At 67.4% G+C, this 22,654-nt stretch carries 25 protein-coding genes; 18 read left to right on the top strand and 7 right to left on the bottom strand.

Annotated features, from left to right (window positions below):
- Nucleotides 1-8 precede the first annotated feature (8 nt).
- The 3 genes from G9373_RS28020 to G9373_RS28010 all read left to right on the top strand — a co-directional run bounded on the left by G9373_RS28020 (nucleotide 9) and on the right by G9373_RS28010 (nucleotide 4,489).
- Nucleotides 9-632 carry a TIGR03085 family metal-binding protein gene (locus tag G9373_RS28020; protein WP_005261160.1) on the top strand — a complete coding sequence of 208 codons (624 nt, stop codon included), beginning with the start codon at nucleotides 9-11 and terminating at the stop codon, nucleotides 630-632.
- A gap of 79 nt (nucleotides 633-711) precedes the next feature.
- A complete protein-coding gene (locus G9373_RS28015) occupies nucleotides 712-3,297 on the top strand; it encodes a DNA translocase FtsK (RefSeq protein ID WP_120659235.1) in 2,586 nt (861 codons plus the stop codon).
- A 208-nt stretch (nucleotides 3,298-3,505) separates the two neighbouring features.
- On the top strand, nucleotides 3,506-4,489 hold the full coding sequence (locus G9373_RS28010; protein WP_133986568.1) for a TerC family protein: 984 nt from the start codon (nucleotides 3,506-3,508) through the stop codon (nucleotides 4,487-4,489).
- A gap of 43 nt (nucleotides 4,490-4,532) precedes the next feature.
- Here G9373_RS28010 and G9373_RS28005 read toward each other — a convergent pair whose 3' ends face one another.
- Nucleotides 4,533-4,817 (bottom strand): YciI family protein, encoded by a 285-nt coding sequence (locus G9373_RS28005; RefSeq protein ID WP_005240736.1) that lies wholly within the window; start codon nucleotides 4,815-4,817, stop codon nucleotides 4,533-4,535.
- Nucleotides 4,818-4,890: 73 nt separating this feature from the next.
- Nucleotides 4,891-5,415, bottom strand: a complete 525-nt coding sequence (locus G9373_RS28000; RefSeq protein ID WP_005240737.1) for an amino-acid N-acetyltransferase — start codon at nucleotides 5,413-5,415, stop codon at nucleotides 4,891-4,893.
- A 117-nt stretch (nucleotides 5,416-5,532) separates the two neighbouring features.
- Here G9373_RS28000 and pgsA point away from each other — a divergent pair, with 117 nt between their 5' ends.
- The 13 genes from pgsA to recX all read left to right on the top strand — a co-directional run bounded on the left by pgsA (nucleotide 5,533) and on the right by recX (nucleotide 15,649).
- Nucleotides 5,533-6,195, top strand: coding sequence for a CDP-diacylglycerol--glycerol-3-phosphate 3-phosphatidyltransferase (pgsA, locus tag G9373_RS27995; RefSeq protein ID WP_005561141.1), 663 nt, complete (start codon nucleotides 5,533-5,535; stop codon nucleotides 6,193-6,195).
- Nucleotides 6,192-6,692, top strand: a complete 501-nt coding sequence (locus tag G9373_RS27990) for a CinA family protein (protein ID WP_005261153.1) — start codon at nucleotides 6,192-6,194, stop codon at nucleotides 6,690-6,692. Before pgsA ends, G9373_RS27990 begins: the two co-directional genes overlap by 4 nt.
- Before the next feature lie 71 nt (nucleotides 6,693-6,763).
- Entirely contained in the window at nucleotides 6,764-7,150 is a 387-nt protein-coding gene (locus G9373_RS27985; RefSeq protein WP_007296380.1) for a helix-turn-helix transcriptional regulator, read from the top strand.
- Between the two features lie 157 nt (nucleotides 7,151-7,307).
- Entirely contained in the window at nucleotides 7,308-8,135 is an 828-nt protein-coding gene (locus tag G9373_RS27980; RefSeq protein ID WP_005563813.1) for a PspA/IM30 family protein, read from the top strand.
- An 18-nt stretch (nucleotides 8,136-8,153) separates the two neighbouring features.
- A complete protein-coding gene (locus G9373_RS27975; RefSeq protein ID WP_206032698.1) occupies nucleotides 8,154-8,984 on the top strand; it encodes a hypothetical protein in 831 nt (276 codons plus the stop codon).
- A 191-nt stretch (nucleotides 8,985-9,175) separates the two neighbouring features.
- A complete protein-coding gene (locus tag G9373_RS27970; protein WP_007296377.1) occupies nucleotides 9,176-9,352 on the top strand; it encodes a hypothetical protein in 177 nt (58 codons plus the stop codon).
- 16 nt (nucleotides 9,353-9,368) lie between these two features.
- A complete protein-coding gene (locus G9373_RS27965; RefSeq protein WP_005563810.1) occupies nucleotides 9,369-10,085 on the top strand; it encodes a PIG-L deacetylase family protein in 717 nt (238 codons plus the stop codon).
- Between the two features lie 272 nt (nucleotides 10,086-10,357).
- Nucleotides 10,358-10,990, top strand: coding sequence for a TetR/AcrR family transcriptional regulator (locus tag G9373_RS27960; RefSeq protein ID WP_133986569.1), 633 nt, complete (start codon nucleotides 10,358-10,360; stop codon nucleotides 10,988-10,990).
- Nucleotides 10,987-12,531, top strand: coding sequence for a glycerol-3-phosphate dehydrogenase/oxidase (locus tag G9373_RS27955; RefSeq protein ID WP_133986570.1), 1,545 nt, complete (start codon nucleotides 10,987-10,989; stop codon nucleotides 12,529-12,531). Before G9373_RS27960 ends, G9373_RS27955 begins: the two co-directional genes overlap by 4 nt.
- Before the next feature lie 27 nt (nucleotides 12,532-12,558).
- The gene (locus tag G9373_RS27950) at nucleotides 12,559-13,707 is read left to right on the top strand and encodes a nucleotide disphospho-sugar-binding domain-containing protein (protein ID WP_133986571.1); all 1,149 of its coding nucleotides are present in this window, start codon (nucleotides 12,559-12,561) and stop codon (nucleotides 13,705-13,707) included.
- A gap of 33 nt (nucleotides 13,708-13,740) precedes the next feature.
- Entirely contained in the window at nucleotides 13,741-13,935 is a 195-nt protein-coding gene (locus G9373_RS27945; RefSeq protein WP_005240748.1) for a DUF3046 domain-containing protein, read from the top strand.
- Nucleotides 13,936-14,080: 145 nt separating this feature from the next.
- Nucleotides 14,081-15,124, top strand: coding sequence for a recombinase RecA (recA, locus tag G9373_RS27940; RefSeq protein WP_005240749.1), 1,044 nt, complete (start codon nucleotides 14,081-14,083; stop codon nucleotides 15,122-15,124).
- Between the two features lie 9 nt (nucleotides 15,125-15,133).
- Complete coding sequence (recX, locus tag G9373_RS27935; RefSeq protein ID WP_005563806.1) at nucleotides 15,134-15,649, top strand: recombination regulator RecX; 516 nt, start codon at nucleotides 15,134-15,136, stop codon at nucleotides 15,647-15,649.
- A 115-nt stretch (nucleotides 15,650-15,764) separates the two neighbouring features.
- Here recX and G9373_RS27930 read toward each other — a convergent pair whose 3' ends face one another.
- The 4 genes from G9373_RS27930 to G9373_RS27915 all read right to left on the bottom strand — a co-directional run bounded on the left by G9373_RS27930 (nucleotide 15,765) and on the right by G9373_RS27915 (nucleotide 19,077).
- A complete protein-coding gene (locus G9373_RS27930; RefSeq protein WP_005261144.1) occupies nucleotides 15,765-16,664 on the bottom strand; it encodes an amino acid ABC transporter permease in 900 nt (299 codons plus the stop codon).
- A complete protein-coding gene (locus G9373_RS27925) occupies nucleotides 16,661-17,341 on the bottom strand; it encodes an amino acid ABC transporter permease (protein ID WP_005261143.1) in 681 nt (226 codons plus the stop codon). The genes G9373_RS27930 and G9373_RS27925 overlap by 4 nt, the downstream gene beginning before the upstream one ends.
- A gap of 92 nt (nucleotides 17,342-17,433) precedes the next feature.
- Nucleotides 17,434-18,267: a glutamate ABC transporter substrate-binding protein gene (locus G9373_RS27920; RefSeq protein ID WP_005240753.1), complete on the bottom strand. Its 834-nt coding sequence runs from the start codon at nucleotides 18,265-18,267 to the stop codon at nucleotides 17,434-17,436.
- 81 nt (nucleotides 18,268-18,348) lie between these two features.
- Entirely contained in the window at nucleotides 18,349-19,077 is a 729-nt protein-coding gene (locus tag G9373_RS27915) for an amino acid ABC transporter ATP-binding protein (RefSeq protein WP_005261142.1), read from the bottom strand.
- A gap of 210 nt (nucleotides 19,078-19,287) precedes the next feature.
- Between G9373_RS27915 and miaB the strand changes: the two genes are divergently transcribed.
- Both miaB and G9373_RS27905 read left to right on the top strand, forming a co-directional pair.
- Nucleotides 19,288-20,805, top strand: coding sequence for a tRNA (N6-isopentenyl adenosine(37)-C2)-methylthiotransferase MiaB (gene miaB, locus G9373_RS27910; RefSeq protein WP_065490614.1), 1,518 nt, complete (start codon nucleotides 19,288-19,290; stop codon nucleotides 20,803-20,805).
- Nucleotides 20,802-21,422 carry a hypothetical protein gene (locus tag G9373_RS27905; RefSeq protein WP_005261140.1) on the top strand — a complete coding sequence of 207 codons (621 nt, stop codon included), beginning with the start codon at nucleotides 20,802-20,804 and terminating at the stop codon, nucleotides 21,420-21,422. The genes miaB and G9373_RS27905 overlap by 4 nt, the downstream gene beginning before the upstream one ends.
- Nucleotides 21,423-21,428: 6 nt before the next feature.
- Here G9373_RS27905 and G9373_RS27900 read toward each other — a convergent pair.
- A partial coding sequence (locus G9373_RS27900) for a DUF349 domain-containing protein (protein WP_167117831.1) occupies nucleotides 21,429-22,654 on the bottom strand: 1,226 nt, incomplete at its 5' end.

The following is a 22,654-nucleotide window of genomic DNA, read 5'->3' as shown; positions in this document are numbered from 1 at the left end:
TCGGACGGGTGACCTTCGCCCGAGATGAACGCCTCGCCCTCGTCGACTCGATGGCCGAATTCGGTCCCGACGCCCCGACCCTCTGCGGGACGTGGACCAACCGGGACCTGGCCGCCCACCTGATCGTGCGCGAACGACGCCTCGACGCTGCCCCCGGCATCGTCGTGGGTCGGCTCGCCGGCTACACGGAGCGCGTCCAGAACGACACGGCGACGCGTCCGTGGAGCCGACTGCTGGACGAGGTCCGGTCGGGTCCGCCGATGTGGTCGCCCATGTACTGGGTGGACGCACAGGTGAACCTGGGGGAGATGTTCGTCCACCACGAGGATGTGCGCCGCGCCCACGACGGCTGGGAGCCGCGGGTCCTGCCCGACGAGCGCCAGGACGCGCTGTGGGGTCTCGCACGCAAGGTCGGAAAGCTCGGCTACCGGCACGCCCCGGTGACGGTCGTGCTCGAGCGGCCGTCCGGGGAGCAGGCCACCGTCCGCAAGGCCGGTGCCGGCCGGGTGATCCTGCGCGGCGAACCGTCGGAACTCGCCCTGCACGCGTTCGGCCGAGACCAGGTGCGCATCGAGACCGACGGTGAGGCTGCCGACATCGACGCCGTGACCTCCCTCGACCGGGGGTTCTGAGGGCATTCACCGCAGGTCTCGCCGTGTTACGGGTGTTGCGGATGGTCCGGAAGGTGCCATAGCGACTAATCTGAGAACCATGGCAGGTAAGGCGAGCGCCCGCGGTTCGAGCACGACGACCTCCACGGCGAGGACGGGCGTGCGAGGCGGCTCGACCACGTCCAAGCCGAAGTCCCGTACGACCCGGACGGTCAGCACTCCGCGTAAGTCCACCTCAAAGAAATCGTCTACATCCGGCCCCCTGAAGTCGGTGGGTCGGGGAATCGGTGCCGGCTGGTCGCTCATGGCCAAGGGCGTCGGGGCCACCACCCGCACCGTCGGCAAGGCAGCCGAGATCGAACAGGGCCACCGGCGCGACGGCATCGCGCTCGGGCTGATCGCGATCAGCGTCGTGGTCGCCGGCGGAATCTGGTTCTCCGCGGGCGGTCCGGTAGGCGAGTGGATCGAGACCGGAGTCCGTGTGTTGTTCGGTGGCGCGTCCGGCGTCCTGCCCCTGATCGGCGTCGCCGTCGCGGTGATCCTGATAAGGACCGAGCCGAAACCCGAGATCCAGCCGAGGCTGGTCCTGGGATCGCTGCTGGTCGGTCTGCCCGCCCTGGGTCTCTGGCACATCGCGACCGGTTCGCCCACCGACGCCGAGGGCAGGACCCGCGGCGCCGGGTTCGTCGGGTACGCGGCGGGAGGTCCACTGACGGACGGCCTGACCGTGTGGCTCGCCGCGCCGCTGCTGCTGATGGCGGCACTGTTCGGTGTCCTGTTGCTGACCGGAACCACGGTCCGCGAGGTGCCCGGCAAGCTGCAGTCGTACTTCGGGACGTCGTTCGGCCGCGACCACTACGCCGACTACGACAGCGAGTACTACGAGGACGGCGAATACGACCCCACCCTCTTCGACGCCGACGGCTACCCGGTCGACGACTACACGACCGGGGGCCGGGGTGTTCCGGCCGACAACTATCCCACCGACGAGTACGACGTCAGCGATACCGCGAAGACAGAGGTGCTCGGTCTGTGGGAGACCGAGCCCGCCACGGAACCCGTCCCGGCGCCTGCGCCGGCGCCGAAACCGGCGCGCGCCAAGGCCAAGCCGGTCGTCGCCCCCAAGCCGGAACCCGAACCGGAACCGCTGCCCGACGTCGACAAGTTCGTGACCGACCGGGTCGTCGAGGGCGACTACACGCTGCCCCCGACGTCGCTGCTCATCGAGGGCGATCCGCCGAAGAAGCGCAGTTCCGCCAACGACGCGATGATCGAGGCCATCACCGAGGTCCTCGAGCAGTTCAAGATCGACGCAGCCGTCACCGGATTCACCCGCGGCCCGACCGTCACCCGCTACGAGGTGGAACTCGGACCGGGCGTGAAGGTCGAGAAGATCACCGCGCTCGCCCGCAACATCGCGTACGCCGTCGCCACCGACAACGTCCGCCTGCTCGCGCCCATCCCCGGCAAGTCCGCGGTCGGCATCGAGGTCCCCAACTCCGACCGCGAGATGGTGCGCCTCGCCGACGTGCTCACCGCCCCGAGCACCCGCAAGGACCACCACCCGCTGGTGATCGGTCTCGGCAAGGACATCGAGGGCAACTTCGTCAGCGCCAACCTCGCGAAGATGCCGCACCTGCTCGTGGCCGGTTCCACCGGTTCCGGTAAGTCGAGCTTCGTGAACTCGATGCTGGTGTCGCTGCTGTCCCGTGCGACACCCGACGAAGTGCGGATGATCCTCATCGACCCCAAGATGGTGGAGTTGACGCCCTACGAGGGCATACCGCACCTCATCACGCCCATCATCACCCAGCCGAAGAAGGCCGCAGCCGCGCTGGCCTGGCTGGTGGAGGAGATGGAACAGCGCTACCAGGACATGCAGGCCAACCGGGTCCGTCACATCGACGACTTCAACTCCAAGGTGAAGTCGGGTGAGATCACCGCGCCGCTCGGCAGCGAACGGGTCTACCGGCCGTACCCGTACATCCTCGCCATCGTCGACGAACTCGCGGACCTCATGATGACCGCGCCGCGCGACGTCGAGGACGCGATCGTGCGGATCACCCAGAAGGCGCGCGCCGCCGGTATCCACCTCGTGCTGGCCACACAGAGGCCGTCGGTGGATGTCGTGACCGGTCTGATCAAGACCAACGTGCCGTCACGACTCGCCTTCGCGACGTCGTCGCTGACCGACTCCCGGGTCATCCTGGACCAGCCCGGCGCCGAGAAGCTGATCGGTATGGGTGACGGGCTGTTCCTGCCGATGGGCGCAGGCAAGCCGACACGCCTGCAGGGTGCGTTCATCACCGACGAGGAGATCTCCGCGGTCGTCGATTTCAGCAAGAACCAGGCGGAGCCGGAGTACACCGACGGCGTCACCGCCGCCAAGGTCGGGGAGAAGAAGGACGTCGATCCCGACATCGGCGACGACATGGACGTGCTGCTGCAGGCGGTGGAACTCGTCGTCTCCAGCCAGTTCGGGTCCACGTCGATGCTGCAGCGCAAACTGCGTGTCGGTTTCGCCAAGGCCGGCCGCCTGATGGACCTGATGGAGACCAGGGGAGTGGTGGGCCCCAGCGAGGGCTCGAAAGCCCGTGACGTGCTCATCAAGCCCGAGGAACTCGACGGTCTGTTGTGGTCGATCCGCGGCGGCGACCCGAACGAGGCGCCGTCCGATCAAGAGTAGGGCGCGGTGCGCGTGTCCGAAATGGGCGATTCTCGCGCAGTGTGGTTGAATGGTCACCGAATTGGAGGGGAGTATCCCCACCTCTGTGACAGCATCGTCAACACGATCGGCACCATTGCCGATCCGGTGCTGTCAGTCGCGCGGACACAAGGTTCCGGCGGCGGGAGAGACCTCCGGTACCCGCTAGGTCTACCGGAGGTCTGTGTTCATGCATGTGTCACCGCTGGTCTGGGTCATCACCTGTGTGGTGATTCTCGGACTGTTCGTCTTCGACTTCTTCGCGCACGTGCGCACCCCGCACGCCCCCACCTTCCGCGAGTCGGCGTTCTGGTCGTCGGTCTACATCGGTGTCGCGATCCTGTTCGGCCTGGTCGTGATGTGGTTGTGGGGAAGTCAGTACGGCGGCGAGTATTTCGCCGGTTACGTCACCGAGAAGGCGTTGTCGGTCGACAACCTCTTCGTGTTCGTCATCATCATGGGAACATTCGCGGTGCCGCGGGAGTACCAGCAGAAGGTACTGCTGATCGGCATCGTGATGGCACTGGTGATGCGCGGCATCTTCATCGGGGTCGGTGCCGCGGCGATCAACGCCTACAGCTGGGTGTTCTACCTGTTCGGTGCGTTCCTCATCTACACCGCGTACACGCTGGTACGTGATCACGGGCACGAGAAGGAGGTGGAGGAGGAGCGCGACAGCAAGATCGTCGCCGTCGCGAAGAAGATCCTCCCCACCACGGACACCTACGACGGCGACAAGCTCGTCACGCGGATCAACGGCAAGCGCGTCGTGACGCCGCTACTGCTCGCGCTGGTCGCCATCGGCTTCACCGACGTGCTGTTCGCACTCGACTCGATTCCCGCGATCTACGGACTCACCCAGGAGCCATACCTGGTCTTCACGGCCAACGCGTTCGCGTTGATGGGTCTGCGTCAGTTGTACTTCCTCATCGGCGGCCTGCTGGACCGCCTGGTGTACCTGTCGTACGGCCTGTCGATCATTCTCGCGTTCATCGGTGTCAAGCTCGTGCTGCACGCCCTGCACGAGAACACGCTGGGCTTCATCAACGGCGGCGAGCACGTGGCCGTACCGGAGGTGTCCACGATGTTCTCGCTCGCCGTCATCATCGGTGTGCTGGCAGTGACCACCGTCGCCAGCCTTCTCAAGACGCGGAACACGACGCCGGTGAAGTAGGTCCGCCGGACGTCGTGCTCGAGGGTGTCCGGTGCTCGGCGAGTCAGGAACTGAATTCGCCGAGTACCGGAACCCATTCCACGATCCGCGAGGCCGCCACGAGTCCGTTGCGGGCGAACGGGTCGTGGGTGAAGAGCAGTTCCACGGTCTCCGCGTCGGCGGCGTCGACGATGATGAATGCGCCGCTGCCGTCGGCGAACGGGCCGGACGACACGACGGTCTTCCGCTCGGCGAGCTCACCGAGCCACTCGCGGTGGGCGGGGCGATGCTCGTCGCGTCCTGCGACGGTGTCGGCCGAATACGTGTACTCCACTACGAACAGGGACATGTTCTCGCTCTCTCGGGACGGGTTCGTCGAACAAAAATGGGATCAGGGCACTTCTGTCTCACGCACTGGGATTTCAGAGGGTGAGAAGCATTCGGGTATTGCCGAGGGTGTTCGGCTTGACGTAGCTCAGATCGAGGAATTCGGCGACACCGGTGTCGTACGAGCGGCACATCTCGGCGTAGACCTCGGCGGTCACGGGTGTGCCGTCGATTTCGACGAATCCGTGCTTGCCGAAGAAGTCGACCTCGAACGTGAGAACGAAGAGACGCTCGAGTTCGAGTTCCCGCGCGACCTCGATCAACTTGGCCACCACGTGGTGTCCCGCACCCTGGCCCTTGGCCGACGGATCGACCGCGATCGTGCGTACCTCGCCGAGGTCGGCCCAGAGCACGTGCATTGCGCCACAACCGATCACGTTGCCGTCGCGTTCGGCCACCCAGAACTCCTGGACGGATTCGTACAGGGTCACGAGGTTCTTCTCGAGCAGGATCTTGCCGGAGTAGATGTCGATCAGGCGCTTGATCTCGGGAACGTCGGAGGTTCGTGCTCGCCGCACGATCAGCTGATTGTCGGCGGTGTCCGGCGTCCGAGAAGTCATGTCGTGAACATTAGCCAACGGCCGTACCGATATTCTTAGGCACGTGCCGGTACGACCTACGATTCCTCCCCACTCCCCGCTGCGTCCCGGGGTGCAGTTCTCCGCTGCGGTGCTCCGATGAGCACGCAGCGCGAGGATTGGACGGCCGCCGGCCAACCGGCGGCCCCGGACCCGTCGGTGGAGCCTGCGAGTGAGACGGCCGTACCTCTTCTGAACATCGCGAACATCCTGACGATTCTCCGGATCCTGCTGGTTCCGGTCTTCCTGGTCGTGCTGTTCGTCGGCGACGGACACTCGACGACGTGGCGCCTGATCGCCACCGGCGTGTTCGCCGTCGCGGCCATCACCGACCGGATCGACGGGCAACTCGCCCGCAAGTACGGCCTCGTCACCGATTTCGGCAAACTCGCCGATCCCATCGCGGACAAGGCGCTGATCGGAGCGGCCCTCGTGGGGCTGTCGATCCTCGGAGACCTGCCCTGGTGGGTGACGGTGGTGATCGCGGTCCGGGAGCTGGGCATCACGCTGCTCCGATTTGCGGTCCTGCGACACGCCGTCATTCCCGCGGGCCGGGGCGGCAAGCTCAAGACTCTCGTGCAGACGATCGCGATCGGCTACTACCTGCTGCCGCTGCCCGACGGGTTCGAGGTCGCCGGCTGGATTCTGATGGGCGCCGCCGTGCTGCTGACGGTGGTGACCGGGCTGGACTACGTCGTGCAGGCGGTCCGCCTGCGAGCCGGCGTGCACAAGGTCGAGGCGAACGCGGGCACCGGGGCATGACTGACCCACTGGTGGACGGCACGCGGGCCGGTGACCTGGTTGCCGTGCTCACCGACCGCGGCGAGACGGTGGCCACCGCGGAATCGCTCACCGCGGGACTGCTCACCGCGACCATCGCCGGAGTGCCCGGCGCCAGCAACGTGCTCCGCGGCGGGCTCGTCGTCTACGCCACCGACCTGAAGGCCACCCTCGCCGGGGTCGATCCCACCCGACTGGCCGCGGACGGGCCCGTGGCGGCATCCACGGCACGCGCACTCGCGGACGGGGCCCGCGCCCGCTGCGGCGCCGACTGGGGCGTCGGACTGACCGGTGTCGCCGGCCCCGACATGCAGGACGGACACCCGGTCGGCACCGTGTTCCTGAGCATTTCCGGGGCATCCGGAACGGCCGTCCGCGAGCTCGGATTGACCGGGGACCGGTGGCAGATCCGTAAATCTGCGGTTTCCGCCGCCGTGTCGGGACTCCTCGATCGTGTGCAGGAAACATCCGCAGGCTAAGGTCGGGAACCAATCGGTCCTGTTCGCGCGTTGAGATAGGCGAGACAGGTGACGGATGAAGGAGGAGCGAGATGGCGCTGCTATTGCGTGAGGCAATCGGTGACAGTCTTCGGCGTACGCGCGTTTCGCAGAGCCGGACCCTGCGTGAGGTCTCCAACAGTGCTCGTGTGAGCCTCGGATACTTGTCCGAGGTCGAACGAGGGCGCAAGGAAGCCTCGAGTGAGCTCCTGGCGGCGATCTGCGACGCGCTGGAGGTCCCACTCTCCGATGTGCTCGTCGACGTCAGCGAATCGCTGTCCGACGGTTCTTCGGCCAAGCGTGCGGACACCGACCGGCACGCCGTCGAATCCGCGCCCGCCGAGGCTCCCGCCGCGAGCGCACGACCGGGTTCGACGACCATCGCTCGCGACACCCGGGTGGTCATCCCTGCACCCGCGCAGGCGCTGGCTGCCGCGTAGCAACACCCGTGCCGAACCGATAGATTTCAGTTAACCGCCGGTCTCGTTGTCGGCGGGGCAGACAGGCAGTCGGGGCGCAGCCCTTGTTCCGGTGCGTGACGGTCGCGTATCGGGTCGCGCATCGCGCGGCGCAACAGATGGAGGCAGGATCAAACCCATGGCTAATCCTTTCGTCAAGGGATGGAAGTACCTGATGGCGCTCTTCAATTCCAAGATCGATGAGAAGGCTGACCCCAAGGTTCAGATTCAGCAGGCGATCGAGGATGCGCAGCGCCAGCACCAGGCTCTGTCGCAGCAGGCCGCGTCGGTCATCGGCAACCAGCGCCAGCTCGAGATGAAGCTCAGCCGGCAGCTCGACGAGGTGGAGAAGCTCAACGCCAACGCCCGTCAGGCCGTCAACCTGGCCGACCAGGCCCAGGCCGCGGGCGACACCGAGAAGGCTATCCAGTACACCAACGCCGCCGAGGCGTTCGCCGCGCAGCTCGTCACCGCCGAGCAGGGCGTCGAAGACCTCAAGGCGCTGCACGACCAGTCGCTGCAGGCGGCCGCACAGGCGAAGAAGGCCGTGGAGCAGAACGCGATGGCTCTGCAGTCCAAGGTCGCGGAGCGCACCAAGCTGCTCAGCCAGCTCGAGCAGGCCAAGATGCAGGAACGGGTCAGCGAGTCGCTGCGCTCCATGGACAGCACCCTCTCGGCTCCCGGCAACACGCCCAGTCTCGATGCCGTGCGCGACAAGATCGAGCGCCGCTACGCCGACGCCCTCGGTTCCGCCGAGCTGGCACAGAACTCGGTGTCGGGCCGCATGATGGAGGTGCAGCAGGCGAGCATCCAGATGGCCGGACACAGCAGGCTCGAGCAGATCCGGGCCTCGATGAAGGGCGACGCCCTGCCGTCCGGCGGTGCCGCCAACGCGCCCGCGACCCCGGCAGCAAACCCGAACCTCGACAAGCAGCCGCCGGCAGCGGGCCAGGCCGGCACTGCGTAGTAGCCGAACAGTATTCGCATGAGTTCCACCCGACGTGGCCGACCTGGACGCGCAGTCCGGTCGGCCACTGTCGTGTCCGGACTCGCCGGGATCCAGGGCGCGCTGCGTGACGCCGGTGAGTCCGTCGCGGACGCAGCACAGAAGTGGCGCGACCCCCGGGAACGTCTGCTGCGGAAAAAGCGGCGGGCCAGGCGTCGCGCGAAGCGTTACGGCATCGTGTCCGGGTCCTCTGCCACCGGTGCCGCCGGTCTCGCTCTGATGGCCGCGCCGGAGTGGTCGATGCTGATGGCCGGCGGCGGCGCCGTCGTGTTCGCGGTCCCCGCCGTGCTGGCCGTCAGCCGATACCGCAAGCTCGACGCCGTGACGTTGCCACCGGGCCTGCCTGCCCGCCGGGTCCTTCCGGCGCCGTCCTCGGCCGCCCGCGAGCCGATGGAACGACTCGTGCACAGCGAGCGCGCACTGCACGGCATCCTCGGTGTGCTGTCCCGGTCCGGGACGATCAGCGGTGAGGACATCGAGGACACCCACGCCACGGCCCGCTCCGCGGCAGCCGCCCTGCAGGCGGTCGCCCTCGACATCACGTCCATGGAGGACGCCGCCCAGGGCAGCCGTGCCGCGGCCGCACCGCTCCACCGGGCGATCACCTCCGCAGCCGCGCAACTAGACGACGGCGTCGACCAGTTCGAAGAACTGGTGGCCGCTGCCGCCGAGGTCGCCGTTCCCGGAACCACGAGTGCCGTCGGCGAACTGGCGTACGAACGTGCAGAACTGGTGTCTGCGACGGAAAAGCTCGCCGGCCTCGCGGCGGCTCTCGGTGAGATCGACGACATCGTTCGCCGCTACCGCTGATGTCGTCGATCGACCGGTCCGGTGACTTTCGGTACATCGTGTGGGGGAGAACCCTGATCTTTCCCTGATCTTTACGCTGACCTGGTGATTTACCCGCTCCGCCGTGCCACGCTGGTGTGCGAACCCGATAAGTGGGGTCGACCAGATGTCGGGCGCAGAAATCGATCGGGGAGACGTGAGTGGAGGAAATCATGTTCTGGAAGATTGTTCTGGCGGTCGCGGCGATCTGGATCGCATTGGCGGTCGTCGGTGCCCTCGTCAAGGGTCTGTTCTGGATTCTCGTGGTCAGCGCCGTGGTGTTCGGCGTGTACCTGTTGATCAAGGCGATGTCCGGATCCGGCGAGAAATCGGACATCACGCGGAGCTGACAGGCATGCTCTACCCATGGAACCGGTACCCGAGGACTGGCATCGTGGGCTCGTCGTCGTCGCGCACCCCGACGACATCGAATACGGCGCAGCGGCGGCCGTGGCGCGCTGGACCGAGCAGGGCAAGGACATCCGCTACGTGCTCGCCACCAGCGGGGAAGCGGGGATCGCGGGCCTGCACCCCGCGGAGTCGGGCCCGCTCCGGGAGGCGGAGGAGCGGCGTTCCGCAGCCATGGTGGGAGTGACCGACGTCGAGTTCCTCGGGTACCCCGACGGCACTCTCGTGGAGAGTCTCGCGCTCCGCCGCGACCTTGCGACGGCGATCCGTCGTCATCGCCCGGATCTCGTGGTGACGGCGAACTTCGCGGACACGTGGGGGCCCGGCCAGCTGAACAGCGCGGACCACCGCGCACTCGGCCGTTCCGTTCTCGACGCCACCGCGGACGCCGCGAACGAATGGATCTTTCCCGAGCTGGGGGAGTCGGGGCTACCGCCGTGGCGCGGTGTCCGCTGGGTCGCCGTCAACACGATGACCCCCACCCACGCGGTGGATGTCACCCACACCGTGGATCGGGCGGTGCTCTCGCTGGCCGAGCACACCCGCTATCTCGAAGCGCTCAGCGACGTCCCGGTGGGGCAGCAGGCGAGGGCCCAGGTCGAGATGGTGACCGGGCCGCAACCGGGATTCGACGCCGAACGCGCGGTGGGATTCGAGCTCTACTTCTTCGGCTGAGGTCGCGACCGAGAACGAACGTGGCGACGCTCCGGTCTGATGGAAAAGAATCCGACCCGGACGGAATACAAAAATTATCCGAATAATTGAGTGGTTGCCCTCTGCTTTTCTCCGACGCGCGGAATCTTGCTGTCGACTCGCCCTCTGATCGCGTCTGCGCTGCTCACATCCCCGAGGTCGGGGGAGTGGGGCGGGCATCGTGCGCCTGGCGATGTGCTTCGAGTACCGGTTCGGTGCCGGCAGGGGATTCATGCGTTACGGTGTTACACACAATGTCTATCCGTAATTCTCCGTCGCGTGACGACACCTCAGCGAGCGTCGAGGACTCCATTCTCGACGCCGCACGCTCGTGCATCCTCGATTTCGGACTGCGCCGCACCACACTGGCGGAGGTCGCCCGGCGCGCAGGCGTCAGCAGGCCGACCGTCTACCGGCGCTGGTCCGACACCAGGGCCGTCGTCGCCGATCTCATGACCCGCGAGATCGCTGCCGTGATGCCCGAATTCTCCGCCGAGGAATCGGTCCACCGCCAGCTGGTCGACGCCGTGGTCCACGTGTCCACCGAGGTGCGCGACCATCCGCTGTTCGTGAAGATCCTGCGTTCGGATCAGGAACTGTTCACCACCTACATCCTCGAGCGGCTGGGCACGAGCCAGCGGGCGATCATCGACCAGGTTGCGTTCGCGGTGTCGACGGGTCAGGACCAAGGCTCGATCCGCGCCGGGGACAGCCGTCAGATCGCCACGATGGTCCTGCTCATCGCGCAGTCCGCGGTCCAGTCGGCCGTGATGGTGGTCGAGGAACTTCCCGGCGACGCCCTGACGGAGCAACTCCGGCACGCTGTCGGCGCCTACCTGGCACCGGACGCCGCCGGCAACCACCCGACAGAACGAGGAGACCGGTGAACCACCCGAACACGCCGCCCGTGAGCCGCTCGTCGGCTCTGAACGCCGCGCGAAGGGCGCGCGAACTCGACCGGCTGTCGGACGGTGCAGTCGTCGACGTGCTGGTGATCGGCGGCGGAGTGACCGGTGTCGGCGTCGCGCTCGACGCGGCGTCACGCGGCCTCGACGTCGTGCTCGTGGAGAAGCGGGATCTCGCGTTCGGGACCAGCCGGTGGAGTTCGAAACTCGCCCACGGCGGGCTGCGGTATCTGGCATCGGGCAACGTCGGCATCGCCCGCGAGAGCGCGGTCGAACGCGGAATCCTCATGACCCGCACCGCCCCCCACCTCGTCCGGGCGCTCCCGCAGCTCGTGCCCGTTCTCGATTCGACGACGCTGTTCGGCAAGTCCCTCGTCCGCACGGGCTTCCTGGCAGGTGATCTGCTGCGTGCAAGTGCTCGCACGCCGTCGTCGGTCCTGCCTCGATCCCGGTCGGTCCGGGCCGACCGGGTAGTCGAACTCGCCCCCGCGGTGCGGCGGGAAGGCCTGCGCGGCGGCCTGATGGCATTCGACGGCCAGCTCATCGACGACGCCAGACTCGTGGTGTCCCTCGCGCGCACCGCCGCGCTCCACGGTGCGAAGGTGCTCACCCGGACGGGCGCGTACGACGTGACCGGGACGTCCGCGACCCTGCGCGACGAGCTGACCGGCTCGGAACTGCCGATCACGGCGCGCGCCGTGGTCAACGCGGCGGGCGTGTGGTCGGGTGAGATCGATCCCGGGATCACGCTGCGGCCCAGTCGCGGCACACATCTGGTGCTCCCGGCCGAGCGGCTCGGGAACCCGACCGCGGCGCTCACGGTTCCGATCCCCGGTGAGACCAATCGCTTCGTCTTCGCGCTGCCCGCACAGCTCGGCCGCGTGTACCTCGGCTTGACCGACGAGGCGGCGCCGGGACCCGTTCCGGACGTCCCGGTGGCGTCGGAGCAGGAGATCGACTTCCTTCTCGACACGGTCAACACCGCGCTCGAGGTTCCGTTGCAGCGCTCGGACGTTGTCGGGACCTTCGCCGGGCTGCGACCTCTGCTCGACACCGGGGACGGATCCACCGCGGACCTCTCGCGCAATCACGCCATCCTGCGTTCGGACACGGGTCTCGTCAGCGTGGTCGGCGGCAAGCTCACCACCTATCGCAAGATGGCGGAGGACGCCGTCGACGCCGCGGTCGAGGTGGCAGGACTCGACGCGGGCCCGTGCCGGACGCGGGCCCTGCCGCTCGTCGGTGCCGCGACACCCGAAGCGCTGCGGAAGGTCTCGGCCCCGCCGGCGCTGCTCGCCCGCTACGGAACGGAGGCGGCGCTGATCGCCGCCGCCGACCCCGAACTGCTGGCGCCGATCGCCGAGGGTGTGGACGTGAGCCGCGCCGAGCTCGAGTTCGCGGTGACTCACGAGGGGGCACTCGACGTCGACGACCTACTCGACCGGCGCACCCGGATCGGACTCGTCCCCGCCGACCGTGCGCGGTCCCTCGCCGCCGCCGAAGCCGTGTTCGAGAAACGGTGACGCCGACCGTGTGACACTCTGTGGTTCGTGCGAGTCGCCGTGGTCGCCGGGCCTGATCCCGGACATGCCTTCCCTGCCCTTGCGTTGTGCCTCGCCTTCATCGAGGCCGGAGACGATCCGGTCCTGTTCACAGGTACACGGTGGGTCGAGCCCGCACGGGCGGCCGGTGTGCCTGCCGAGTTGCTGAAAGGTCTCGCGCCCCGCCCGACGGACGACGACCTCGATGCGGGCGCGCGCATTCACGCCCGCGCCGCGCACATCTCCACCGAGTTGCTCCCCGACCTGCGCGCGATGGGACCCGACCTCGTCGTCTCGGACATCCTCACCGCCGGCGGGGGCATGGCCGCGGAGCGGCTGGGGATCCCGTGGGTCGAGCTGTCCCCGCACCCGCTCTACGCCGCGTCCAAGGGGTTGCCGCCCATCGGAAGCGGTTTGGCCCCGGGTGTGGGAATTCGGGGCAGGCTCCGCGACACGCTCATGCGTACCGCGACGGCGCGGTCGATCCGGCAGGGTGAGCGGCAACGCTCCGAGGCCCGGGTCGGCGTCGGACTGCCTGCGAAGGACCCGGGGCCCGTTCGGCGGCTGATCGCGACACTCCCCGCGCTCGAGGTGCCACGACCGGACTGGCCCGCCGAGGCGCACGTGGTCGGGCCGCTGCTGTGGGAACCGACGAACGAGGTGCTCGAACCGCCGGACGGCGCCGATCCTCTGGTCATGGTGGCTCCGTCGACTGCATTCACCGGCGCCGAGGGCATGCTCGAGACGACGCTCGCGGGGCTCGACGGGGCAGGTGTTCGTGTGATCGCGTCGATACTCGACGGATCGCCGGCCACGGTTCCGCCCTGGGCGCGAGCTGGTCTCGGCCGTCAGGACGCGATGCTGCGCGAGGCCTCGGCCGTCGTCTGCGGCGGCGGACACGGAATGCTGGCCAAGGCCCTGCTCGCAGGGGTTCCGGCGGTGGTGGTTCCCGGCGGCGGCGATCAGTGGGAACTCGCGAACCGGGCCGCGCGGCAGGGGAGCGCCGTCGTGGTGCGTCCCCCGAGCGCGGAAGCCCTCCGCGCGGCAGTCGAACAGGTGCTCTCGAACGGTGCCCACGCGGACGCCGCGCAGCGGGCCGCGCGGAGCATCGCGGATGTCACCGATGCGGTGGAGGTGTGCCGCGCCGCGCTGCGGTGAGGGCCCGGCACGCGGTTCGGCTAGCGTGGACGTGTGCGACTGACCGAATTTCACCAACTCGTCCGCGAAGAGTTCGGGCAGATGCGCGGCGACGCGCTGCTCGTCGACCACGTGCTGCTCAGTCTCGGGGGCAAGACCGCCGCCGAAGCCATCGAGGACGGCCGGGAACCCCGCGAGGTGTGGCGTGAACTCTGCGTCGAGTTCGACGTCCCGCCGCAGCGCCGGTAGAAATCCGGCGTGTCGAACGGACCGACCGCAGATATCGAACACACGTTCCCCTACGCTGGGGATGTTCGGTGGTCACGGTTCTTGTCGGTACCTGGATCTAACCTGACCGCAGATCACTGATGAGACTCGAGGAATGGGGACGACGATGGCACCACAGGCACACGATCGAGACAAGGCGCTCGACCTCGCGCTGGCGCAGATCGACAAGAACTTCGGCAAGGGCTCGGTGATGCGCCTGGGCGAAGGTGTCCGTCAGCCCATCGCCGTCATCCCGACCGGCTCCATCGCGCTGGACGTCGCCCTCGGCATCGGCGGGCTGCCCCGCGGCCGTGTCGTCGAGATCTACGGCCCGGAGTCCTCGGGTAAGACCACCGTGGCTCTGCACGCGGTCGCCAACGCCCAGGCGGCCGGCGGCATCGCCGCGTTCATCGACGCCGAGCACGCGCTCGACCCCGACTACGCCCAGAAGCTCGGCGTCGACACCGACGCGCTGCTGGTGTCGCAGCCCGACACCGGTGAGCAGGCGCTGGAGATCGCAGACATGCTGATCCGCTCCGGCGCCCTCGACATCCTCGTGGTCGACTCCGTGGCTGCTCTGGTCCCGCGCGCCGAGATCGAGGGTGAGATGGGCGACAGCCACGTGGGTCTGCAGGCGCGTCTGATGAGCCAGGCGCTCCGTAAGATGACCGGTGCGCTCAGCAATTCCGGCACCACCGCGATCTTCATCAACCAGCTGCGCGAGAAGATCGGCGTCATGTTCGGTTCCCCCGAAACCACCACCGGTGGTAAGGCATTGAAGTTCTACTCGTCGGTGCGCCTCGACGTGAGGCGGATCGAGACCCTGAAGGACGGCACCGACGCGGTGGGTAACCGTACCCGCGTCAAGGTGGTCAAGAACAAGGTTGCGCCGCCGTTCAAGCAGGCAGAGTTCGACATTCTCTACGGCCTGGGAATCAGCAAGGAAGGCTCGCTGATCGACATGGGTGTCGAGCACGGGTTCATCCGTAAGTCGGGTTCCTGGTACACCTACGAAGGCGACCAGCTGGGACAGGGCAAGGAAAACGCCCGCAAGTTCCTGTTGGAGAACACCGACATCCGGGACGAGATCGAGAAGAAGATCAAGGAAAAGCTCGGAATCGGCGCCGACGTCACTGCTGCTACGGATGACGCCGCCCCGGTCGAATTCTAGGGCGCCGCCGTGCGTCCGACGGGCGAAGGTGGGACGGAGACGCAGGCCAAGGATTTGTGCCTGCGTCTCTTGACGGACCGTGCCCGGAGCCGAGCGGAATTGGCCGAGCGTCTGGCGAAGAAGGGCTACTCGCCCGAGATCGCTGAGCGTGTGCTGGATCGCCTCACCGAGGTCGGACTCGTCAACGACGCCGACTTCGCCCAGCAATGGGTGCATTCGCGGCACACGTACTCCGGCAAGGGGAAACGTGCGCTCGCACTGGAACTGCGCCGCAAGGGCATCGGTCAGGAAGACGCCACCGAGGCGCTCGCTCAGATCGACAGCGAAGACGAACGAGCGCGAGCCACCGAACTGGTCGAGAAGAAACTGCGGACGGTGTCCGCGGACGATCGGGACCGGGCGGTCCGCCGACTGGTGTCGATGCTCGCGCGCCGCGGATTCCCCCAGGGCATGGCGTTCGAGGTGGTCAAGGAACAACTCGATCGCGCGGGTGCGGAAACCGACGGCCTGTTCGACGAGACCTGACGAGACGACGACAACACTGACGAGACGTCGACAACACCGACGAGACGACACCACTGCGGTCGGACGGAACAGAGTTCCCGTCCGACCGCAGTGCTATTTCGGGGCGAATGTCACATCACAACCGCTTGTCGGTGATGTCCATACCCGGAACCGACACCGCCGGAAGCTCGGGAACGGCCCCCTTGGGGCCTCCGCCCTTGCGGCTGGCCCGGAGTCGCTTCTCCACCTTGGTCGCCACCACGGTGAGCGTGTAATTGAGGACGATCATGATGATCGCCACCACGATCAGGGCGGGAAGGTAGTTGCCGTAGAACGCACCGAGCTGCTGACCGGACCGCACCACTTCGACGTAGCCGATGAGGTAACCGAGCGCGGAGTCCTTCAAGGCCACCACCATCTGAGAGATGATCGCCGGGAGCATCGCCGTGACGGCCTGCGGAAGCAGGATGGTGCCCATGACCTGGCCCTTGCGCATACCCAGCGCCATGGCGGCCTCGCTTTGCCCCTTGGGGAGCGAATTGATGCCTGCCCTGACGATTTCGGCGATCACCGAGCCGTTGTACAGCGTGAGGCCCACGATGACCGCGGCGAGCGCAAGGTATTTCGATTTGAAGACCTCGTACTCGGCGAACAGCTGGTACGAGAAGATCATCAGGATCAGTACCGGGATGGCGCGGAACAATTCGACGATCCCGCCGGCGACCCATCGCACCGGCCGGTGGTTCGACAGGCGTCCGATGCCGAGGATCGCGCCGAGGATCAACGCGAACAGGATCGATACGGCGGCTGCCACGAGGGTGCCGCGGATACCGGGGATCAGATATGTCGTCCACGACGTCGATTCGAGGAACGGATCCCATTTCGCCGCCGTCAGCTGACCTTTGTCGTCGAGCGCGGCGTAGACGAGGTAGCCGATTCCCAGTAGCGCGACAGCGACCACGACCGAGATCAGGCGATAGATGTTCTTCGCCTTCGGACCCGGTGCGTCGTAGAGGACGGTGGCGGCATTGCTCATCGTGCAACCTCGAATCGCTTACTCAGGTATCCGAAGAGAAGCCCCATCGGCAGGGTCAGGATCACGAAGCCGAGCGCGAAGATGCCACCGACGACGAAGATGGCGGCCTCGTTCTCGATCATTTCCTTCATCAGGAGCGACGCCTCCGCCACGCCGATCACCGAGGCGATCGTCGTGTTCTTGGTCAAGGCGATCAGCACACTACCGAGTGGGGCGGTGACCGCGCGGAAAGCCTGCGGCAGCACGATCAACCGCAGATTCTGGGAGAACGTGAGGCCGAGCGACCGGCCCGCCTCCGCCTGTCCGACGTGCACCGTGTTGATACCGGACCGCAGCGACTCGCAGACGAACGCTGCGGTGTAGACGCTGAGGCCGAGCACGGCGAGCCGGAAGTTGTTCTCCTCGAAGAACGTCGGCGACTGCTCGGGGGCGAGCTTGACGCCCATCGTCTGGAAGAGCCCGAAGGAGCAGAAGATGATGATGAGCGTCAGGGGAGTGTTGCGGAAGATCGTCACGTACGCCGTGCCGACGCCACGCGCGACCGGGATCGGTGACACCCGCATCGCCGCGAGGATGGTGCCGAGTATCAGAGCACCGACAGCCGAGAACGCGGTGAGTTGCACCGTCGTCCAGAATGCGTCGATCAGCTGATCGCTGTATTTGCTCAGTAGGTCCACTTACCGTCTCCCCAGGTGACCGGTGGTTGGTGTCGAACCGGGCCGGACGATTCCGCGAATGGGGAGTCGTCCGACCCGGATGAGTGAGTAGCTCAGTACCGATCGACGGTCGGCGGGGCGGGGATCGGGTAACCCGACGCGCCGACGGTCTCGTTGAACGCGCGCTCCCACGAGCCGTCCGCGATCATGGCGTCGATGGCGTCGTTGATCTTGGCGCGGGTCTCGTCGTCGCCCTTGGCCAGGCCGATGCCGTAGCGCTCTTCGGTGAACGGCGCGCCGACCACCTTCAGCTCGCCGGGGTACTGCGCCGCGTAGCCGGCGAGGATGATGTCGTCGGTGGTGACGGCGTCCACCGCACCGTTACGCAGTGCCTCGACGCACGCCGAGTACGTGTCGAATTCCTGCAGCTGCACGTCCTGCGCGTACGTGTCCTTGACCTTCTGCGCCGGGGTGGACCCGGTGACGGAGCACAGCTTCTTTCCGCCGTTGAGCGAATCGGGGCCGGTGATGTCGGTGTTGTCGGACTTCACCAGGAGCGACTGTCCGGCGATGAAGTACGGCCCGGCGAAGTCGACCTTCTCCTTGCGGGCGTCGGTGATCGAGTAGGTGGCGACGATGTAGTCGACCTCACCGTTCTGGATCAACGTCTCGCGCTGAGCCGACGGGGACTCCTTGAACTCGATGTTCTCGGGCGCGACACCCAGCTTGCCGGCCACGTATTCGGCCACCTCGACGTCGAAGCCGCTGAAGGAACCGTCGGGGTTGCGCAATCCGAGGCCGGGCTGGTCGTACTTGATTCCGACCGTGAGCTTGCCCTCCGACGCGCTCTGGGATGCGCTCTTCTCTTCACCTCCGCCACAGGCAGATGCGACGACGGCGAGCGCCATGACGCCGATTCCCACGCGAATCGAGCGATTGATCCTCATCGAGTTCCTCCAATTGAAATGACGGGTGTTGCGTGTGGAGCACGGTCGACCGAGAGAGCACCGCAGCGGCGCTCCTTCGGGTCAGTGGCTGAGAATCTTGCCGAGAAAGTCCTTCGCGCGCTCGGATTTGGGAGCGGTGAAGAACGTGGTGGGCTCGGCGTCCTCGACGATCTGGCCGTCGGCCATGAAGAGAACACGGTGGCCGACCTTGCGGGCGAAGCCCATCTCGTGGGTCACCACGAGCATGGTCATGCCGTCCTTGGCGAGTGAGGTCATGACGTCCAGAACCTCGTTGACCATTTCCGGGTCGAGTGCGGACGTCGGCTCGTCGAACAGCATGACCTTGGGGTTCATGGCGAGTGCGCGTGCGATTGCGACTCGCTGCTGCTGACCGCCCGACAACTGCGCCGGGTACTTGTCCGCCTGGTTGGCGATGCCGACCCGCTCGAGAAGCTCGTAGGCCCTCGCCTTCGCGTCGGCGCTGCTCTTCTTCCGCACCTTGACCGGTGCGAGCATCACGTTCTCGAGGATCGTCTTGTGGGCGAACAGGTTGAACGACTGGAACACCATGCCCACGTCGGCGCGCAGCGCCGCCAGGGCCTTGCCCTCGGCCGGTAGTACCTTCCCGTCCACCGCGATCTCACCGGAGTCGATGGGCTCGAGGCGGTTGATGGTGCGGCACAGCGTCGACTTACCCGAGCCGGACGGTCCGAGGACGATCACGACCTGTCCGCGAGGGACTTCGAGGTCGATCTCCCGGAGGACGTGGAGGGCGCCGAAGTGTTTGTTCACCGATTTCATCGAGATCATGGACGGGGCCGCGCCCGTGGAGGGTGTCGGCGTCGCGTCGTCGGCTTGCGTCATAGTCGATGACCCTATGTGTTGGGAGCGGGAGCACCTGCCATTTGCTCCGAGAATCCTCGGGATGTCACGGAAACTTTACTGTCCGGCTTCGAGCGTGTGTCCGGGCGCACACCGGCCGCGACGAGGCGATCTGGCGCGGGCCGTACCCTGGCATACGTGGACACGATCGACCAGACCCCTCCCCGCAGCTACGAGGTGCGCACGTACGGCTGCCAGATGAACGTGCACGACTCCGAGCGGCTGTCGGGGCTCCTCGAGGACGCCGGCTACACGAAGGCGGCCGCGGGGCAGGCGCCCGACCTCGTCGTCTTCAACACCTGCGCGGTGCGGGAGAACGCCGACAACAAGTTGTACGGCAACCTGAGCCACCTCGCGCCTGCGAAGGAACAGAACCCCGACATGCAGATCGCGGTCGGCGGGTGCCTGGCGCAGAAGGACCGCGACGTCGTCGTGAAGAAGGCGCCGTGGGTGGACGTCGTGTTCGGCACCCACAACATCGGTTCGCTCCCGGCATTGCTGGACCGGGCCCGCCACAACCAGCGGGCCGAGGTCGAGATCCTCGACGCGTTGGAGGCGTTCCCGTCGACGCTGCCCGCCAAGCGGGAGTCGGCATACGCGGGCTGGGTGTCCATCTCGGTGGGATGCAACAACACCTGCACGTTCTGCATCGTGCCCGCGCTGCGCGGCAAGGAGGTCGACCGGCGCCCCGGCGACATCCTGGCCGAGGTGCAGGCACTGGTGAACGAGGGCGTCGTCGAGGTCACCCTGCTCGGGCAGAACGTCAACGCGTACGGCGTGTCCTTCGCCGATCCCGACCAGCCCCGCGACCGCGGCGCGTTCGCCGCGCTGCTGCGCGCGTGCGGAGAGATCGACGGGCTCGAGCGGGTGCGGTTCACGTCTCCGCACCCGGCCGAATTCACCGACGACGTCATCGAGGCGATGGCCGAGACCCCCAACGTGTGTCCCCAGCTGCACATGCCGCTGCAGTCCGGATCGGACCGCGTGCTGAAGGCGATGCGCCGCTCCTACCGGAAGTCGCGGTTCCTGGGGATCATCGACAAGGTCCGCACCGCGATGCCGCACGCGGCCATCACCACCGACATCATCGTGGGCTTCCCGGGTGAGACCGAGGAAGACTTCCAGGACACCCTCGACGTGGTCCGGCAGGCACGCTTCACCAGCGCCTACACCTTCCAGTACTCCAAGCGTCCGGGCACCCCGGCAGCGGAGATGGACGAGCAGCTGCCCAAGGCCGTCGTCCAGGAACGGTACGAGCGTCTCATCGCGTTGCAGGAACAGATCACCCTCGAGGAGAACCAGAAGCTCGTCGGCGCCGAGGTGGAACTGCTCGTCGCCGCCGGGGAGGGCCGCAAGAACGCGGAGACCGCCCGGATGAGCGGGCGCGCCCGCGACGGCCGCCTCGTCCACTTCCGGCCCGCGGGCAACCTCGACGGGAACGTCCGGCCCGGCGACGTCGTCACCGTCGTCGTCAGTGCCGCCGCCCCCCACCACCTCGTCGCCGACACCCCGGTCCTGACCCACCGCCGCACCCGCGCGGGCGACTCCTTCGAGAAGGGCGTCACCCCGAAGACCCCGCCGATCGGCGTGGGACTCGGACTGCCGCAGATCGGTGCGCCCGCACCACTACCCGCCCAGATGGGATGCAACGCATGACCACCCCGTTCGACGACAAGCGGCACGACGGAAACCGGACCGGCGACAACGGTTCGGGTTCCGAGAGCGAGCCGATCGAGAGTTACCTGAAGGATTTCGACGCCGCCGAGAAGAAGGTGGCCGGCGAGATCGATCCCGGCGCGCGTGCCCTCGTCGTCGCGGTCGCGGTGGTCGTACTCCTCGGTTCGCTGACGTTGCCGCACTCCGGCATCGCCAACGGCTGGGAGGTGCTGGTGTACGGGGACGACGCCCGCGCGGAGACGATCGCGCTGCCGTCGCGGCTGTTCGTGTGGTTCGAGGTGGTGTTCGGGGTCGTCGTGTCGATGCTGGCGCTCGTCACCCGCCGCTGGGCGCTCGCCTGGGTGGCCCTCGCCGGAACCGCCGTGTCCATCGTGTTCGGCATGCTCGCCATCTGGTCGCGGCAGACCCCGGCGCCCGGCGTCGAGGCGGCCGGACCGGGGATCGGTCTGATCATCGGCTGGCTCACCGTCATCGTGCTCACGTTCCACTGGTTGAAGGTGGTCTGGAGCCGCACCGCCCTGCAGCTGGCCGCCGAAGAAGAACGCCGCGCCGCTGCCGCCGAAGCGGAGCGACGCGGCGACTGGAACGTCGGCTGATCGTGCCTACGGGCCGCTGACGGCGCCCTCGGCCGCCTCGGCCCATTCGCGCCACTGCTGGGCCTGCGCGAGGGCGCTCTCGGCGTCCTTCGTCTTGCCCGCGGCGGTCGCCTTGGCGGCCTGCTCCTCGAACTGCGTGACTCGTTCCCGGAACTGCGCGGCCCGGGCGAGGGCCTCCGGGTCGGTGCGGCGCCATTCCTCGTCGGCGGCGTCGCGAACACGCTTCTCGATGGCGCGCAGCTTGCCCTCGAGGTCGTGCATCCGCTCGCGGGGCACCTTGCCGATGGCGTCCCACTTCTCCTGCAGGTCGCGGAGCGCGGCCCTCGCCGCGTCGATGTCCTTGGCCGGATCGATGTGGCCGGCGTTCTTCAGCAACTCTTCCTTGGCGACCGCGTTCTCCTCGAACTCGGCGTCGCGTTCGGAGGACGCGGCGTTGCGGGCGGCGAAGAACACGTCCTGAGCGCCCTTGAACCGCCTCCACAGGTTGTCGTCGGCTTCCCGCGGTGCGCGGCCCGCGGCCTTCCACTCGGCGAGCAGATCACGGAACGCTCCGGCCGTCGGACCCCAGTCGGTGGAGTCGGACAGTGCCTCGGCCCGTTCGACGAGCTCTTCCTTCTTGGTCTTGGCGGCGGCGCGCTCGCGGTCGAGTTCGGCGAAATGGGCGCCGCGACGCCGGTTGAACGCCTCCCGCGCCTTCGAATACCGCTTCCACAGGGCGTCGTCGACCTTCCGGTCGATACCGCGGATGGTCTTCCACTCGTCCAGGATCTCGCGCAGCCGGTCGCCGGCGGCCTTCCACTGCGTGGATTCGGCACCGATCTGTTCCGCCTCCGCGGCCAGCGCTTCCTTGCGTTCGGTGTGCGCCTGCCGCGACAGTTCCTTCTCGTGCTTGGCGAGGGCCGCTGCCTCGTCGGATCCGGCGATGATGACGTCGAGCCGCGCCGCGAGAGAATCGATGTCACCGATCACCGCGGCGGTCGGGAGGGATTCGGCGAGTGCGAGCGCGGCCGCCTTGGTCTTCTTCGCGTCGCCCGCGCCGGAACTGAGCCGGGCCTCGAGGAGTGCCACTTCCGTTGCCAGATCGTCGAAGCGCCGACCGAAGTGCGCCAGACCTTCCGCCGCGTCCCCGGCCTGCCACGACCCGATCTGCCGTTCGCCGTCCGCGGTCTTCACCCAGGCGGTGCCGTCGTCGTCCACGCGGCCGAACTTGCTCGGGTCACTGTGGGCGGGGG

The sequence above is a fragment of the Rhodococcus sp. A14 genome, from assembly GCF_011603105.1.
Lineage (GTDB): Bacteria > Actinomycetota > Actinomycetes > Mycobacteriales > Mycobacteriaceae > Rhodococcus_F > Rhodococcus_F opacus.
Note: the sequence above shows the minus strand (reverse complement) of the source record. Positions and strands in the feature narration are given on the sequence as shown.